Origin of the sequence: Metabacillus fastidiosus NBRC 101226, from assembly GCF_001591625.1 — a bacterium.
Classification (GTDB): domain Bacteria; phylum Bacillota; class Bacilli; order Bacillales; family Bacillaceae; genus Metabacillus; species Metabacillus fastidiosus.
On the sequence record NZ_BCVG01000019.1, the window covers coordinates 1 to 16,461 of the forward strand.

A 16,461-nucleotide genomic window follows, 5' to 3' on the forward strand; every position below is an offset into this window, starting at 1 on the left:
ATGGGGGTATTAAGTGGGGGGAGTTCAAAGCGAGTGATTTGGGTACTGAAATTACTTATTTTTCTGAACAGAACTTTGGGGAACAGGATAAAGAATGGCATTCCCGAATTAAAAATGAAGAATTTACCGAAGAAAAAATTGAAAAAATTATTAACCACTTACATGCAGAAAATAGTATTCTTTTAAATCCTCAGACACAGTTAGGCAGCTCCCGTTATAAACGAAATTATTATTATCAGGAACGAAATGAAGAAGCGGACAAACAAAATTTATTAATTATTGAAACAATCGGCAAACAGCACGGTGTTGCGGTAAATATTAACCGGTGCAATCCTCTTGCCGGCGACCCGGAAGATAGTTTTGATGTAGATTTTATTCCCGTGGGAACAGGAAAAGATGAAATTTTGCGATTTATGCTTCATAAATATAACTTAAAGCGAGAAGATGCTTTTGCATTTGGAGATAGTGGAAATGATCTTTGAATGCTACAAGCGGTGGAACATGGCTATCTTGTAGAAAATGCTACCGAAGAAGCGAAGAATGCTCATCCTAAAATTGCAGCAGGGCTGTATTCGAAAGGGATTATTAGTACGTTAAAATCTGTTATTAAATAAGACGAATAGAAGAGGATGTTTAATGAATGGAGACCCTACATTATGCTCAGAGTCTCCATTAGGCAAGGAAAACTTCTATTAAAGACGGTCATCTTCCCATGCTTTATTATAATTTAATGTATTTTCTTTTTCTTTTCCTGGCTGATTCCGATTTTTACCGTCTTTCTCCGCTTTTATTTCTTCATTTACTGAAATCTGTTCGTTATTTTCCATCTTCGTAACCTCCATCATCCTTATTATTTTTACTCTTCCCATGTCTCATAATGAGTATGTACTGTTATGAAAATCCAGTAAAATCAAGGATTTTGCGACAGGGTCTTTCAGCTGTGGATTTGAAATAAATTCACAAAGTTTTACCCTTTGGGATATTTTAAGTGAAGAAAAGAGGGTTAAATATCAACTTACTGTCATGTTTGATTAGTGCTAACAGTAGCTTTCCTATTTTTAGATAAGTTATTATTTACATACATACTGTATGTATGTTAAGATTAACCAAACTAAAACTAGGAGATGATTGTGTTGGTTAATGGTTTTTATCCAGTTATTTTAACTGAAAAATTAGAAGAGAGTTCCAATTTTTATGATATGCATTTTGGATTTAGGCCTGTTTTCAAATCAGATTGGTATGTGAGCTTAAAAATGAATGAAAATCCTTTTCCTTACGAATTAGCAATCATTGATAGAAGTCATAAAACGATTCCTTCAAATTATCGTAAAGTGGTACAGGGATTAATTCTTAATTTTGAGGTTGATAATGTCGATGACGAGTATGAAAGATTAATTCTTAGTGGAAATTTGCCTATCGTTCAGGATATTAAAGATGAAGAATTCGGTCAAAGACATTTCATCACAAGTGACCCGAATGGCATTTTAATCGATGTAATTCAAATCATACCACCTGATGAGACTTATCGTTCTCAATTTAATGAGAAAATATGGTCTGAAAAATAATTTCTGATTCCAACACAGTAGGTATTAACAATTCACAATTTAGGTAGGCATAATATTATGAGAAAAAATAAAATGGAAACCGATGCAACTGTTCAAAAGTTACTTTCAACTGCAAGAAAACATTTTGCAGAAAAAGGATATGCTAACACAGCTTTAGAAGATATCGTTACAGAGGCAACTTTGACCAGAGGTGCTCTCTATCATCATTTTAAAAATAAAAAAGGATTATTTTTACACACTTTTGAACTCGTACAAAAGGAAGTGGGAGAACGGGTTGAAAAAGAGGCTGTAAAAAGTGAAGATCCTTGGCAGCAATTACTACTTGGCTGTCAGGCCTTTCTATCAGCTGCAGTTGAAGAACAGAATCTGAAAATCCTTTTAATTGATGGTCCTGCAGTCTTAGGCTGGAAGGTCTTTAGATTAATGGATGAACAAAACTCAATGAGATATTTACGTGAACAATTACAAGATATGAAAAATCAAGGATATTTAAAACCATTATCTGTGGATGCTATGACCCACTGTCTGTCGGGAGCAATGAATGAAGCAGCCCTTTGGATAGCAGATAATCCAGATAATGAAAACTCCTTAGAAGACACCATAGCTACGATCACGAAACTATTGGAAGGGCTAAAAAATTAAGATTAAAAGTAAAAATCTAGTTCGTTTTTGTTTAATTAAACAATGATGTTTTATTACGTAGGCTGTTAACAATATGTAATATAAGCTTACTTTATTCAAGAAAAAAGAGCGATTGTTGAAGATTAAAGATAGCAAATGATCAAAGTTTTTAAAGAAGAATAAACCGATAAAATACTATAAGAGCATGTTTTGATCAATCTTTTTTTCAAAACATGCTCTTTTTATTTGCTTTTATATTAAGGTTATTAGCGTCAATTTGATCAAATTTTATTCTAAAGCAACATCAGCTTTTAAAACTTATTAGGAACTTATCGGGCAGTTCTAGTGCTAAGCAAGTCACTTTTCTTTTTGAATATCAAATTCTTCTAACAGCAATCGTTCTGCCTGAGGAAATGAGAGACCCAGTTTCCAAGCACCGATGCCGCCTAATTGATATTGTTTTACAAGCCGGTATGTTGCTAAAATGGACCTTGCGTCTTCAAACCAGACTACATGCTGTAAGCCGTTAGAATCCGTATAACGGAATGATGGCTGTGCTGTATTTTTATCATAATGGATAACTGATCCGTATTTTCTTGAAATTTCTACCGCCTGTTCCTGCGAATAGGAAATGCCTTTCTGATTTGGTTTATTAATGACCCAGTCATAAGCATACATTGGTATACCAAGCATAACTTTTGAAGGCGGTATAGCTTTCACTGCATACTCTACTACTGTTTTCACTTCTTGTATTGGTGCAATCGGTCCAGCCGGTCCGCCAAACCAATGCCAGTCGTAAGTCATCAAAAATAAGAAATCTGCATGTTGTCCAAGTGTTTTATAATCATATCCGGCATAATAAGAAGGGATTTTATCTCCTTGCATTGGCGGAACAGCGACCGCTATTTCCATTCCGACCGGATGAAGTCTTTGTCCAAGCTCTTTAATAAATGTATTATAATGCGTACGATCTTCCGGTTTTAAACGTTCAAAGTCAATAATGACACCTTTTAAATCATTTTCATGAAGAAGTTGAAAAATATTCTGAATTAATTTCTTCCTTTTCTCCGGTACGCTGATTAAAGTATGGACGAGATCATAGTCAAAGCCTTTGGAAGTGAGATTGGCAATAGTTACATATGGAGTAATATGATTAACCCAGGCGGTCGAAATTGCTTTCTTATTAGGAAAACCGCTTAAATTCCCGTTAATATCAGGATGCAGCTCGAAAAAACCGACACCTGTTAATAAGTCCTTATAATTTTCCAGCAGCCATTTGTCTGATGAAGGACTTTTATGCTCGAGAAAAGTACCTGCAAATACATGCTTTTTAGGGGATTTAGGGATAGTAAGCTTCTGGTTTGGCTTGATAATGGTGCTTTTTAATTTATTAACAGAGCTGAGTTGTGCAGTCGTAATAGAATGACGGTTTGATATATCTGACAAGTTGTCACTAGGCTGTACGATATAAGTTTGGCCTGGAATAAGCAAAGACTCACCAGGTATGATAGTGTTGATATTTCCTATGCCGTTCATTTTTCTAATTTGATCGACTGAATATCCATATTGCTTCGAAATTTGCCACAGGCTTTGTCCGTTTTGAACAACATGGATAACACTTGCATTGCTTTTGATAGGTAAAAAAATAAAAAATAATAGCAGACAAAAAAATATTATTCTTTTCACAGGCATTATTTTTTCCTCCAGTATTTTTTTGAATATTTTCTACAGAAGGCAATGATTTTATGCATTTTAAAAATAACTGAAATGATAAAGTATCAGAGATTTTAATATTTATAATAATACTCGATTAATTAAAGATGTTGTTAGACCAGTAATATGGAGCTTAACAGCTTCTTTTTCTATTTTTAAGGAAAAGAAAACGGTCTGAAAACCCTGAGTAATATATGGGAATTAAACGGAAATACCTATTTATCATCATGGTTATTATATGGTAATATTTTCATGTGAAGAGCTTTGTTGGAGAAAAAGATCATATAACTGGAGATAGGAGAACAATAAGGATGGAATGGTACTGGTATTTACTTATAACATGGGTCGTATGTTTTGGACTCACTTTAGCTTATATAATTAATTCGGAAAAAAAGAAGGATGAAGATAAAAATTCGAAGGTAATGATCGTTATCATTTCTTTTGTACTCTCATTCTTCGTGCCTCTTTGGTTTATATATTTTGTAGGCACGGTTGTGAAAAGCATTTATGCAGCTTTGGATGAACAGAAATACGCCGGGTTTAAATGAAATACATACATAAAGCCTCCATTCTTTGTACTAAAGGAATGGAGGCTTTTCTTTCCTATATTTTTAAAAAATAAAGATTAAAATAACAACTTGTTCATATATTGGAAGTAGGGGGTGAAGGGAATGGAATTTTTGGGTAGTATTATTACTTTTATTTGCATTCTTGTGATTGGTTTTTACGTGGTAAAGGAAGGCAGGAAGGAAGGCGGAGTTCCTTTTGCGAAGAAGAAACAGACAGACTATGAGAATTCTCATCGTAATGAACGAGCAGGGAGCTAGGTTTAAGAAGGACAAGATAGATCATGGGTTAATTAGTGAAGCAAGGCTCGAATTCTTTTATGTGAAGAATTTGGGCTTTTTTTATTTGCATATCAGATTTGAAGCTGGTTTTTGTTCAATAATACTATTCACAGAAAGAAACTTAACCGGTCTATAAAAACAGATAAATAATGGAAGAAAAGAGATATAATATTTTTGAGACAGATAAATATTGCTTTTCTTGAAAATAAGGGGAGTAGGCATTTCTGGAAGGGGAATTAGAATGGAGTGGAGATTGTTTAAAAAGAATCATAAAAATTATCCAGGTGATCAATATTCCAAAGAGTATATTGACGAGACATTAGCCTTGCTGGCAAAAGAGAATGATTTAACGAATATACCGCTGGCATTTTCATTTTTATTGACTAATTCAAAAGAATTACAGATAAGAACTGCAAAGGTTCTCCAAGCAAGTATTTCAAAATTATCGAGTATCCAATTACTAAGACTTGATAAGCTGTTTAGGGAAAGAACTTCATTAGAATGGACTTATGATTGGGGGAAGGAGTCCCCTTATAATTTATTGTTACCAACATTTACAGAAGAGGAAAAATTAACAATATTAGGTTTATGTACTTTTCATCCAAATGGATATTTTCGTGAGAAAGCATTAGATTTATTAGCAGTTTATTCGTCAGGAGGAGAATTACCTTTCTTAATTATTAGATGCAATGACTGGGTTACTGAGGTTAGAGAAAAGGCAGGAAGATATGTTGAAAATCGAATAGTTTCAACATATGTTACCTGTTTTGTTGATCATTTACCTCTTATATTTAAACTGAACAACAGTGAAAGAGATAATGACAGCATCTTCTTTGAAAAGGTAGTTAAATTATTATCACAAAAGGAATCGTTATCTGCTTTGGAGGAAGGAATAAAGTCTGAAATAACACAGATTCGATTTTTTTGCTATAAGATTATCATTTACTCAAAGATGTTCACCAAAAAAATGCTCGTAAACTATCTAAGGCTGGAAAAACATCCACATTCACGATTATTGCTTTTTAATGAAATAGTAGCTGATATAAGTAAAGAAGAGTTTAATGAATATTATTCGATATTAAAAAAAGACAAATTTCCAATGATAAGGGTAAAAGTTTTACAACAGCTATACGCCTTCAATCCCTCCTATAGCAAAAGTGATATTGAACATGCACTTTTTGACAAGAGCAGGGTTATAAGATCTGTGGCGAGGTTCTTACTTACTAAACAAAATATTACTGACTTCTCATCTTATTATGTACATAAGATCACTCAAAGCCCTAACGAGAACCTTCGCGGCACCTTATTAGGATTAGGGGAAGCAGGAAATGAAAGTCATGTGAAATTGATTATTCCTTTTTTAAAACATCGGAATGCAGGTATTGTTAAAGCAGCAGTTCATGCCATTGCAATGTTGGACGCCGAACATTATAACAATCTCTTCTTGGAAATGCTTGACCATGAACATAAAGGCGTATCAAAAGAGGCTAGAAAATCTTTATTAAAATCTTATTACAAAGACAAAAAAGACACTATATACCACTTATATAGGAATTCAAATAATGTACATACAAGATATAATGCAGCTGTTTTATTATGTTCACTTCCAAAATGGGATGCGATTCAATATATTATTGAAATGTATGCCGATAAAAGAGAAAGTGATATGTATTTATTAGGGAAGTCGCGATTTTCCAGATGGATAGTTAATTTTAATAAAAGTTTTGAAACACCAACTAAATCACAAATTGATTCCATTAAGCAGGTTTTAAATAAATTTGGCAGCCAGTTAGAGAAAAGTGAAAGAAAAGAGCTTGAATTCTGTATGAAGGGTTTTTGAGCTAATTGATTATTGGTATCGGAATTGCATCGATATATGAGCAGTGAAATTAAATTTAGCAGCATAAAGTTTTTAAGTAATCGAGATTGAGAGAATGAATTAGTGTTATTTAATTAGGGATTTTAGGAAGGGGCGGGGTTCCAAATTCCCTCAGGTTATTGATGAAAGAAGGTTCAAATTCTGTTACATCAAGAGTTTGGACTTTTATTTAGCTTTTATATAAATCATAGTTTACAAATAGGAATTATACGTGTTATAAACTATATAATGAGTTAATACGTGGAAATTATGTAATTGATGGAAAAGACATTACTTTAGGGATACGCCCGGAACATATACAGGATAGTAAAGATTCTTTTATTGATGTAAAAGTAGATACAATTGAACTTTTAGGCTCAGAATCTATCGTATATGCATATATTAAAAATCATATCATTTTTTTCCGTACAGATGTTAATCACACATATGTAACTGATCAGGTGATTCATCTTCACTTTGATGTAAATAAAATTCACTTTTTTGACAGCGAGACAGGAATACGCATTAGGGGGAAATAGCTGAATCAGCAATTTAATATCGTATTAAATCAGATTTACCAAGACGGATTTGAATTGGTTGTATTTAATTGAGCCGCTGATACAATGCTTTTTTTTATTGTGCTTCTCTGAAGGAAGGTGTCCTATGTTTAAGGATATAAAAAGACGTGTAATTTTAGAAGATGGTTCCCAGTTCCCTTCAAATATTTACAAAGAAATTGTATTGCAGCCCGCCTATGATGAAGCAAAGAAAAACTTTCTGTCATCAATGCTACAAATTCATATTGCCCATTTAAAGATGTTGGAGGAACAAGGGCTCGTAACATATGATGAGGCAGTAAAAATCAGCTCGGCCATCAAACAGCTCGATTTAGATGATTACAGAAAAGAAGAATATAATCCAAAATTTGAAGATTTGTTTTTTCGTATTGAACATGAATTGATTGAACGTGCTGGTGATATAGCAGGAAATTTGCATATTGGCCGCAGTCGTAATGACATGGGAATTACGATTTACCGCATGACACTCCGCAAAAAATTACTTATTCTTATGAATGCTCTTTTAAAGCTTCGAACAAATTTAATAGCGGTAGCGGAGGAACATATTGATACGATTATGATTGGCTATACACATACACAGCAAGCACAGCCGACAACATTGGCCCATTATTTAAAAGCCGTTATAGACCAGCTTGATCGTGATTTTAAAAGAATGCAAGATTCATATAGGACGATCAATCGAAGCGCTATGGGAGCCGCAGCATTAACGACGACAGGTTTTAACATCAGCCGTGAACGTATGCGTGATTTGCTTGCTTTTGATGACATCGTTGAAAATGCATGGGATGCTGTAGCAAGTGCAGATTATATTTTGGAAGCTTCGACAGCTGTTCAGCTTGCCGCACTTAATCTTGGACGTATATCACAAGATTTTTTATTATGGGCAACACAGGAATTTAATGTTTTTAAACTCGCAAGCCCTTATGTACAAGTGAGTTCTATTATGCCGCAAAAAAGGAATCCGGTATCGATTGAACATATGCGTTCTCTTCTTTCCTCTGTTGCTGGAGATACAGATACAGTATTGAAGATGGCACATAATACGCCATTCGGAGATATTGTTGATACAGAAGACGATATGCAGCCATATATTTGGCGGGCAATTGATCGATTAACCGGAATATATCAATTGTTTGGCAGTCTCATTGTGACAATGGATGTCAATAAAGAAAAGTTATTAAAACATGCCGAAAATAGTTTTGCAAATGTAACAGAGCTGGCAGATACACTTGTACGCTCTGAGCAAATTTCGTTTAGGCAGGCACATAGTATTGTGAGTAAATGTGTAAAGTATCTATTATCTGTCGGTAAAGAGTCGCTGGAACATCTGACTTGGGAGATTGCAAATAAAGAAGCGCTGCAAGTCACGAAAAAACCTTTAACAATTACCCCTGAAGATTTTTATAGGACACTAAAGCCGAAGTATTTTGTAGAAATAAGGACATTGCCCGGTGGACCTTCCCCTAATACGATGCGTACTTCATTAAAAACAGCGAAGGAAAATGAAAAGGAATTGACTGCTTGGGTTGAAACAAAGGAAGCTGCAATTAACGAGGCTGAGAAACAGCTTAATGCTTTTATTAACGATTGGTAAAATGGAGCTGTTATAATCTGGCAATGCAGGAACTACAGAGTAAAATTCAAAATCGCCTAAAGTAGTATTATATAAAAATATGAAGGGAGACGTCATGGAAAGTCGGTTATCATTGACTTTCTTGATATCACCCTTCTTTCTATTTCTTCTACTGTTATGTTGGCATGAAATAATATAAAAGTTACCTAAAAAATGGGTAAATACTCATGTGTAGAAATAGTTTTACTATGTAAATTGAAAGATACCCATTTTCTTGCCCGATTGTTTCATGTCTATCCTAAAGTAATGGATGAAATTTAGGTTGATAAATCGGAATCGTGATTAGAGAAGAACAGCTCGTTAACTAATAAAACTCATACCTCAAACAAATAATAATGAATAAAAACATTCAGGAGGAAATCAAGTGGAAAAATTTCAATTTCCTAAAGATTTTTTATGGGGAGGAGCAACAGCTGCCAATCAGATGGAAGGCGGCTTTAATGAAGGGAATAAAGGATTAAATATTGCAGATGTTCTCCCAGGCGGGAAAGAGCGGTATGACATATTAATGAATCCAGGTTTTGATTTTGAAATCTACCCTGATCAATATAGCTATCCAAACCATGAAGCGATTGATTTCTATCATCGGTATAAAGAAGATATCGCGCTGTTTGCGGAAATGGGTTTTAAGGCATTCCGGATGTCGATCGCTTGGACAAGGATTTTTCCAAACGGTGATGAGCTTGAGGCAAATGAAGAAGGTTTAGCTTTCTATGACCGTGTGTTTGATGAACTGCATAAGTATGGTATCGAGCCGGTTGTCACTATCTCGCACTATGAAATGCCTCTTCATCTTGTAAAGGAATACGGCGGCTGGAGAAACCGCCAAGTGGTGACTTTCTTTGAAAAATATGTACATGCTATTTTCAATCGTTATAAAACTAAAGTGAAATACTGGATGACTTTTAATGAGATTAATAGCGGACTGGTCATGCCGATCCAAGGTCTTGGTTTCTCGATTCAAAAGGAAGAGGATAAATACGATCCTACCTTTCAGGCTTATCATCACCAATTTGTCGCAAGCGCCATTGCAGTCAAAGCATGTCACGAAATTATTCCTCACTCCAAAATAGGCTGTATGATTCTTTTTGCGCCTGTTTATTCCTTTGACTGCAACCCTGAAAATGTTATGTATGCTCTACAGGAAGAACAGCTTTTCAATTACTTTTGCGCAGATGTACAGGTGCGCGGTGAATATCCGGCTTTCATGAAACGCTACTTTAAAGAACATAATATCGAATTAGAGATGGAAGAGGGCGACCTCCAATTAATAAAAGAAGGTACTGCAGATTATATCGGCTTCAGCTACTACATGTCCCGCACCGAGAAAAAAGTGAAAGCAGATTCCGAAGGTGCAGAAGGAAATATTATTGGCGGTATAAGAAACCCGTTCTTAAAAACGAGCGACTGGGGATGGGAAATCGACCCGGAAGGCTTACGCATCAGTTTAAATAAATTATACGACCGTTATCAAAAGCCGCTATTCGTCGTAGAAAACGGGTTGGGTGCCTATGACAAAGTAGAAGAAGACGGCTCGATCAATGATGATTACCGGATTGACTATCTGCGTGAACATATTAAAGCAATGGGAGAAGCTGTTGAAGACGGTGTAGAATTAATGGGATATACAAGCTGGGGCTGTATTGATATGGTGAGCATGTCCTCGGGAGAGTTCTCTAAACGTTACGGTTTTATTTATGTGGATAAGCATGATGATGGGAGCGGGACGTTGGAGCGGAAGAGGAAGAAGTCTTTCTTTTGGTATAAGGGTGTTATTGGGACGAATGGGGAGAGAATTTGATGTTTGGATGGTAAGAAGCTGGTTCAGAGTTTATTTAAAAACTCTGAACCAGCTTCTTTCGTTATAATAAATCGTTATATATTTTATTCTCTCTCTATTCTAGGATTTAATAAAGTAAAATTCATCTAGTTTCTTTCTTAATCATTTTAGGGTTTAGTTGGAGAAAAACTAATTGAAAATAAAAAATGGCTAAGATCATCGATCATTATTTGAGGAAATCTCCTCTTATTCTTATAGAAATAATTTTTCAAATAGAGAACTGTTCTATTAAAATAGGTAAAATATACTATTTGTTAAATGGTTATGCTACACTTAAATTAAAGATATTTTTTAATAATAGAAAGATAGATGAAAGAAATTGGAGGCTATCTTATGGCTATAATTCATTACTTCCCCCGTTATTCACAAAAGGAAAATATGGTTACAAATAATACATTGTTGCTCTTTAGTCGACTTTATAATCACAGTAATGATCAGTTTAATCGGTTTATAAATGCGGTATTTGAAGATAAAAATATTGAACTTGATACATCTGTTCATTTTAGTCAACAGAGAAAAGGAAATGGCAGTATACCTGATGGAATAATTGAACAGCAGAGCTTTAAGATTATCATTGAAACGAAATTATATGGACAGGAAAATCTGGAACAAGTAAGTAAGCATATCAGTTCTTTTGATAATGAAGATAAAAAGATCTTCCTTTGGATTAATACAGTATCAATTGATGAGCAGTATAGAAAAGAGATTATTGATTATTTAAATAAAGTTAATGAGGGATCAACTGTTAAAATTAATTTTGCTGCGACAACTTTTAAAGACATATGTAGATGTTTTAACGAAGTAGTTCTTGACTATGATATAGAGATGAAAGAATTAATACGTGATTTCGAGGCTTTTTGTACTGAGGAAGGTTTAATTGATAATACTGAATCGAAAATGAGGGCCGTACTGGCTGGCAATACATATGAACAGAACATGGAGCATAATATTTACTATGCTCCGAGTGAACGGGGATATCAAAAACATAAATATTTAGGGCTATATAAGCAGAAGGCGATCCGTGCAATTGGAGAAGTAATTTTAAGTGTTGATATTTTGTATGAAGAAGAAACTGACAATCTGATAGTTAAGAATGTACATGATGTTCAATTAACTGAAGATCAACAACAAACTATTAAGAGAGTAATTTCAGAGGCGAAAAATCGTTATGGGTACATTCTTTCAGAGGGTCATAGATTTTTCTTCATAGAGAAGTTTTATGAAACAGAATTTATGAAGCCAGACAAGGGTGGGCTCATGGGCCACAGATATTTTGATTTGTCAGATGTTGAGGGATACTCTGAAGAGCTGAATTGCTGTGAAATTGCTGAATGGTTGAAAGAAAAGTTCTGGAGTAATTAATAAAATAGTTAAAGTATAGCTGTTTTAAAAGACTTCATCTAGTTGTAGATTATTTTACTTTATTTGTGAATATGTCGTTATTTTATATAATTAGTAAGAGTAGAATAAGTAAAAATGAAACTTAAGGTAAGATTTATGGAATTAGAAATTTTATTTAAATATAATTACATATGTTTAAGGGTGTAAATAAATTGGGTGATGCAGAGTGAAAGAGAACATAGAAGAGGAAGAGTTTGGGGACAAGATAATATCGAACAATAATCAAGTTAGAAAAAATCTCGAAGCTATTTACACAGATTACTTCGATGGACTTTATAACGAATTTCAATTAAAACAAATGCTGTTAAAGTTATATAAGCAAACAAATTTACCTAGTACCATTTGGTCAGATATGATTTTAGCAGCACAGTGGAAAAATGCGACAGAAGAAGATTTCGAACGAAAAAGACAGCAAATTAAGGGAAATGCTATGGAGTGAATTCTTGTAAATTAATAGAGCCATTAATTTTACAGCATTAAATTCGCCTTTATTTAATTGATTTAATACATGGGAGGAATATAAAGTGATTTGTGAAAAGTGTAAAAAAGATTTAAATAAGAAAGATATCGTTGAGTTTGATAAGTTTGGTGAACTAGAACAACCAATTACTTATTGCTATGATTGCTTTGTTGAAATGATCACAACGGAATATAAATCACTTGGTGATAGTTGTGAGGAGTGTGGGGCTCCTCTTGAGTTAAAAACAGATGATCTAGAGGTCGATATTGAGGAAAAAGTTTTATGGTACTATTGTAAGCGAACATTAGAAGCAATTAATCCAGAAGAATATGAAGATCATGACTCCGTAGGTCAGTATCTTACACAGCCAGAAGCTGACTGGGAATAATAAAATAAATAAAAACAAGAAAGTCTTCCGAAGAGAAAGGCTTTCTTGTTTTTTAAAGACTATTAAAGATATCCAGATCATTTAAAAAAATAGTTGGAGCAAGAGAAAACCTAATTGTGGAACGAAGCTCCTCCATTGACAAGCCTATTGCTTGTAAAACATGACTTGGTTTACTGGAACTGCAAGCTGAACCAGTAGAAACAGCCATCACTGGTGCGAGAGTACGAACTAGTACTTCATTATTAATTCCTTTGAATTGAACACTTAATATACCAGGAATCTTTTTAGTCTGATCATTATTAAATACAATATTATCATTAAACTTTTCTTTTAGAATTGATACTAGTTTACTCTCAAGTTTTTCAAGTTTTTCAATATTCTCGTCTAGGTTTTTAAAAGCAATTTCAGCGGCTTTTCCCATGCCAACAATATTATGAACAGCTAAAGTTCCAGAACGTATATCACGTTCTTGTCCACCTCCATGAAGAAGGGGGGTTATTGGTACTGGTAATCCTAAGTTGTCTTTTCGGATGATAGCAGCTCCAATTCCTTTTGGTCCGTGACATTTATGGGCAGAGCAAGATAAAAAATTAATGCCATCAATATCACATAGATTTAAGGGTACCTTCCCAATAGCTTGAGTAGCATCCGTATGGAAAAAAACGTTATGTTCTTTACAAATAGTGGCAATCTCTTCAATAGGGTTTAAGGAGCCTAATTCATTATTTCCCATCATAATTGAGACTAAGATCGGCTTATCATTTAAGATGATATTTAAAATGTCCTTTGGATTAACCCTGCCAAACGAGTCTACATCTAAATAAGTTATATTATATCCATTTTGTCCTAGGAATTTACATGTTTCTAGAACAGAAGGGTGCTCAACTCTAGAGGTTACAATATGGTTTCCTTTGTCTTTGTAATAGTGCGCAACGCCTTTAATGATAAAATTATTACTCTCAGTAGCACCACTTGTAAAAATAACTTCATCAGAGTCGCATCCTAACAGTTGAGCTACATTTCTTCTGGCCATATCTACAGCGGCTTTTGAATTCTGGGCTAGAGAGTAAAATTTACTTGAAGGATTTCCAAACTCTTCAAGCAGATATGGTAACATAGCATCTTTTACTTCAGGTATTATTTGCGTGGTTGAGCTATTATCTAAATAAAGCATTTTTTAATTCGCACCTTCTTATTTTTGAAGTAAATTAATCATAAATTTTTCAGCATTGCCAGCATGCTTGTATTCATTTTCCAAAAGAATGATTCCACGTTCCAAATGGGCGTTAAATAGGGTAGGGAAATATTCTTCATCTGATACTTCTCTTTGAGCATGTTGAGTAATTAAAGTTTTATAAACTAGATCATACTCTCCAGTCAATATGAACCTATCAATGTCAAAGCCCCCAGGTGCTTTATCATTGACTAAGTTAGGCATGGATGGATCTTGCAGTGACAAGCCAATAGCTAAGCGCACTAAAATATTACGAGTAAAGTTAGTAGGTGATTGTAACTCTGCTAACTTATCAGAAGTTATTTTCGAAATCCTTAGACGATTACTCATGGTGTAAGCTCCTTCTCTTGGAAGTTGAAATATTGATGAGATATAGAAGTTTGACGTTTTTCCATATCGAATTCTAATAAATATCGGTGTGAAATATGACCTTTAAGTAATTCATAATGATTCTCATCTATTTCTGAATTTGTTGAGAGAATTAGCACTTGTTCACCACAAGAAGGGATAAAATCTATTAGAATATTACGTTTATGTGTCTTATCTAATCTGCCAAGAAGAGTATCAAAGATAAACGGAACACGCCGTCCAGAACACTTAAACATCGCCCAAATTAAAGAAAGGAGAAGAATTTCTTTTTCGCCGGCTGAAAGGGTTTCTTTAGCGATAATATCTCGGTCCTGACCATAAAGGAATACCTCAAATGACTCTGGATTAATGCGAATAGAGGAAATATACTGATGTTTCCGCATTAATTGATTTAACATTCGTGTAGCTTCAATTTGAACTTGCTGAAGCTTTTTTTGATGTTGAAGTTTTTGGAATTCCGTACTTAATTTTTTAATGTTTTGAGCGATAGCAAAGGAACTCTTTTTCTTATTTCCTTGATTAATAGTGTTTTGCTTTACTTCAATTGTAGATTGTAAAGTGCTGAGCAACTGTTCTTCTTCGTATACAGAAATTTTATTCTGTTCCATTCGTTTCTCAAGTTTATATATGTCTTCCTGAATTTGCTCCATCTGCTGAAGCATTTGACTAAATTCACTGGCAGAGTCATTTTCGTTAATCTTTTGCCTAAGTTCTTGTGCTTGAGCAAGCATCTGTCTATTTTCTTTAAGTAAACTAACATATGTTTCATGTCTTTCTTTTTCCAGTGTTTGTGATACTACCGCAATCTCTGTCCGTTGAGACGGAGAGAGATTATGAATATAATTTACTCCATTTTGCTCTGGTTCAAAAATGCTTAGGATATGATTTTTTAATGCTGGTGCAAACTGCTCTCCAGAAGATACACTAGGGAGCTTATCCGAGAATCCCGCCAATTTTTCAATTGTTAATTCTTTCTCAAGTTGTGTGAATAAGGATAACTTTTCTTCAGCCTGAATTTGTTTACTTGCTGCACATAGTAGATTTTTGTTTAGGTAAAAGGGAAGCAAGTTTTGTATAAAATCACGTACATGGTCTGTATTTCTTCTTCGCTTTGATTCAATCTCAAGCATTTGTTGATTAAGTGTATCACGTTCTTCCTTTACAAGGCCACCATGTGTTTCAAAATCCTTCTTAATGGAACTAGATGTTTCTTTTAATTTCTGGATCATTTCAGAATCATTATTTATCTGATTTTTCAAGGACTTAACATAATTGAATTTTTCTTCTTCTTTTCCTTGTAATTCTACTACCTCTTTCTCTAAGACTGAAAGCTGGTTTTCACTTACAGCTTGTTGGAGATAGGAAGTTAAATCATTTTCTAGGCTGTTGAATAAGTCAAGATTAAATACTACCGTAGAAAGCTCCTGTAAATAGGAGGAAAGTTTATTTTCACTAATAATCCTTGATATTTCCTCTCCATCAAACAGACATAAGTCAAAAAGTTTCGGAGGGAAAAAGTCTTTGAGTTTAGATTGATAAATATCCGCTTCCGCTTCATTTAAGTGAGAACCATCTTTTGTAATGCTAAATTGTTCCTTTATAGCTTCATCTTTTAATAGCCAAGAACGTTTAAAGGTATATGAATACCGGCGGTAATTTTCAACCTCACTAAACGAGATAGTAATAGAGAAAGGTTCATTTATTTGCTTTCTGGCATTTGAGTTTAGATAGGAATACACACGCTTATAATAATCCTTATTTTCTGTTTTATATCCATACCCATAGCACCCGAAGAGTCCGAGCCTGATCGAATTCAAGAAAGTAGTTTTACCGGCTCCGTTCTCACCACCAATTAAGATAACATTCTTTTTAGATGAAGATATAGATAAATCAAAGATGTTATCCCCTCTATAAGATCCTATATTTTCTAATTTAATTTGTTCGATTAACATA

At 34.1% G+C, this 16,461-nt stretch carries 16 protein-coding genes and 1 pseudogene; 12 read left to right on the forward strand and 5 right to left on the reverse strand.

Translation table 11 applies throughout. From position 1 onward, the window contains the following. Nucleotides 1-614: pseudogene (locus BFA01S_RS07305) on the forward strand (HAD-IIB family hydrolase); the annotation flags it as partial. A gap of 78 nt (nt 615-692) precedes the next feature. On the opposite strand, the gene BFA01S_RS23410 reads toward BFA01S_RS07305, so the two are convergent. Continuing rightward, nucleotides 693-827 (reverse strand): hypothetical protein, encoded by a 135-nt coding sequence (locus tag BFA01S_RS23410; protein ID WP_268874825.1) that lies wholly within the window; start codon nt 825-827, stop codon nt 693-695. Nucleotides 828-1,130: 303 nt separating this feature from the next. Between BFA01S_RS23410 and BFA01S_RS07310 the strand changes: the two genes are divergently transcribed. Together BFA01S_RS07310 and BFA01S_RS07315 are read left to right on the forward strand one after the other, a co-directional pair. Next, on the forward strand, nt 1,131-1,565 hold the full coding sequence (locus BFA01S_RS07310; protein ID WP_066227700.1) for a VOC family protein: 435 nt from the start codon (nt 1,131-1,133) through the stop codon (nt 1,563-1,565). A gap of 57 nt (nt 1,566-1,622) precedes the next feature. Then, a complete protein-coding gene (locus BFA01S_RS07315) occupies nt 1,623-2,207 on the forward strand; it encodes a TetR/AcrR family transcriptional regulator (protein ID WP_066227703.1) in 585 nt (194 codons plus the stop codon). Between the two features lie 336 nt (nt 2,208-2,543). Here BFA01S_RS07315 and BFA01S_RS07320 read toward each other — a convergent pair whose 3' ends face one another. Beyond that, nucleotides 2,544-3,878 (reverse strand): glycoside hydrolase family 18 protein, encoded by a 1,335-nt coding sequence (locus BFA01S_RS07320; protein WP_066227705.1) that lies wholly within the window; start codon nt 3,876-3,878, stop codon nt 2,544-2,546. A 332-nt stretch (nt 3,879-4,210) separates the two neighbouring features. On the opposite strand from BFA01S_RS07320, the gene BFA01S_RS07325 reads away from it, so the two are divergent. From BFA01S_RS07325 to BFA01S_RS07355, 9 genes are all read left to right on the forward strand, one after another. Continuing rightward, nucleotides 4,211-4,447 (forward strand): hypothetical protein, encoded by a 237-nt coding sequence (locus tag BFA01S_RS07325; protein WP_066227708.1) that lies wholly within the window; start codon nt 4,211-4,213, stop codon nt 4,445-4,447. A gap of 123 nt (nt 4,448-4,570) precedes the next feature. Beyond that, nucleotides 4,571-4,726, forward strand: a complete 156-nt coding sequence (locus BFA01S_RS22320; RefSeq protein WP_156483557.1) for a hypothetical protein — start codon at nt 4,571-4,573, stop codon at nt 4,724-4,726. A 262-nt stretch (nt 4,727-4,988) separates the two neighbouring features. After that, the gene (locus BFA01S_RS07330) at nt 4,989-6,587 is read left to right on the forward strand and encodes a HEAT repeat domain-containing protein (protein WP_066227712.1); all 1,599 of its coding nucleotides are present in this window, start codon (nt 4,989-4,991) and stop codon (nt 6,585-6,587) included. Between the two features lie 320 nt (nt 6,588-6,907). Next, nucleotides 6,908-7,144, forward strand: a complete 237-nt coding sequence (locus BFA01S_RS23655) for a TOBE domain-containing protein (protein WP_369690810.1) — start codon at nt 6,908-6,910, stop codon at nt 7,142-7,144. Nucleotides 7,145-7,268: 124 nt separating this feature from the next. Next, nucleotides 7,269-8,777 carry an argininosuccinate lyase gene (gene argH / locus BFA01S_RS07335; protein WP_066227715.1) on the forward strand — a complete coding sequence of 503 codons (1,509 nt, stop codon included), beginning with the start codon at nt 7,269-7,271 and terminating at the stop codon, nt 8,775-8,777. A 403-nt stretch (nt 8,778-9,180) separates the two neighbouring features. Continuing rightward, nucleotides 9,181-10,617, forward strand: coding sequence for a glycoside hydrolase family 1 protein (locus BFA01S_RS07340; protein ID WP_066227717.1), 1,437 nt, complete (start codon nt 9,181-9,183; stop codon nt 10,615-10,617). A gap of 372 nt (nt 10,618-10,989) precedes the next feature. Beyond that, nucleotides 10,990-12,018 (forward strand): hypothetical protein, encoded by a 1,029-nt coding sequence (locus BFA01S_RS07345; protein WP_066227720.1) that lies wholly within the window; start codon nt 10,990-10,992, stop codon nt 12,016-12,018. A 205-nt stretch (nt 12,019-12,223) separates the two neighbouring features. After that, on the forward strand, nt 12,224-12,496 hold the full coding sequence (locus tag BFA01S_RS07350; RefSeq protein WP_235842984.1) for a hypothetical protein: 273 nt from the start codon (nt 12,224-12,226) through the stop codon (nt 12,494-12,496). Between the two features lie 85 nt (nt 12,497-12,581). Continuing rightward, on the forward strand, nt 12,582-12,905 hold the full coding sequence (locus BFA01S_RS07355) for a hypothetical protein (protein WP_066227722.1): 324 nt from the start codon (nt 12,582-12,584) through the stop codon (nt 12,903-12,905). Between the two features lie 52 nt (nt 12,906-12,957). On the opposite strand, the gene dndA is transcribed toward BFA01S_RS07355, so the two are convergent. The 3 genes from dndA to dndD are packed head-to-tail and all read right to left on the reverse strand — an operon-like array spanning nt 12,958 to nt 16,460. Next, nucleotides 12,958-14,079: a cysteine desulfurase DndA gene (dndA, locus tag BFA01S_RS07360; RefSeq protein WP_066227724.1), complete on the reverse strand. Its 1,122-nt coding sequence runs from the start codon at nt 14,077-14,079 to the stop codon at nt 12,958-12,960. An 18-nt stretch (nt 14,080-14,097) separates the two neighbouring features. Continuing rightward, nucleotides 14,098-14,469: a DNA sulfur modification protein DndE gene (gene dndE / locus BFA01S_RS07365; protein ID WP_066227726.1), complete on the reverse strand. Its 372-nt coding sequence runs from the start codon at nt 14,467-14,469 to the stop codon at nt 14,098-14,100. Beyond that, nucleotides 14,466-16,460, reverse strand: coding sequence for a DNA sulfur modification protein DndD (gene dndD, locus BFA01S_RS07370; protein WP_066227728.1), 1,995 nt, complete (start codon nt 16,458-16,460; stop codon nt 14,466-14,468). The genes dndE and dndD overlap by 4 nt, the downstream gene beginning before the upstream one ends. Nucleotide 16,461: the final 1 nt, after the last annotated feature.

What these genes read in the sequence shown, in the direction of transcription:
- argH (WP_066227715.1), top strand. Translation starts at nt 7,269, where the DNA reads ATGTTTAAGGATATAAAAAGACGTGTAATTTTAGAAGATGGTTCCCAG.
- dndD (WP_066227728.1), bottom strand. Translation starts at nt 16,460, where the DNA reads ATGTTAATCGAACAAATTAAATTAGAAAATATAGGATCTTATAGAGGG.
- dndA (WP_066227724.1), bottom strand. Translation starts at nt 14,079, where the DNA reads ATGCTTTATTTAGATAATAGCTCAACCACGCAAATAATACCTGAAGTA.
- BFA01S_RS23410 (WP_268874825.1), bottom strand. Translation starts at nt 827, where the DNA reads ATGGAAAATAACGAACAGATTTCAGTAAATGAAGAAATAAAAGCGGAG.
- BFA01S_RS22320 (WP_156483557.1), top strand. Translation starts at nt 4,571, where the DNA reads ATGGAATTTTTGGGTAGTATTATTACTTTTATTTGCATTCTTGTGATT.
- BFA01S_RS07315 (WP_066227703.1), top strand. Translation starts at nt 1,623, where the DNA reads ATGAGAAAAAATAAAATGGAAACCGATGCAACTGTTCAAAAGTTACTT.
- BFA01S_RS07320 (WP_066227705.1), bottom strand. Translation starts at nt 3,878, where the DNA reads ATGCCTGTGAAAAGAATAATATTTTTTTGTCTGCTATTATTTTTTATT.
- BFA01S_RS07345 (WP_066227720.1), top strand. Translation starts at nt 10,990, where the DNA reads ATGGCTATAATTCATTACTTCCCCCGTTATTCACAAAAGGAAAATATG.
- BFA01S_RS07330 (WP_066227712.1), top strand. Translation starts at nt 4,989, where the DNA reads ATGGAGTGGAGATTGTTTAAAAAGAATCATAAAAATTATCCAGGTGAT.
- dndE (WP_066227726.1), bottom strand. Translation starts at nt 14,469, where the DNA reads ATGAGTAATCGTCTAAGGATTTCGAAAATAACTTCTGATAAGTTAGCA.
- BFA01S_RS07325 (WP_066227708.1), top strand. Translation starts at nt 4,211, where the DNA reads ATGGAATGGTACTGGTATTTACTTATAACATGGGTCGTATGTTTTGGA.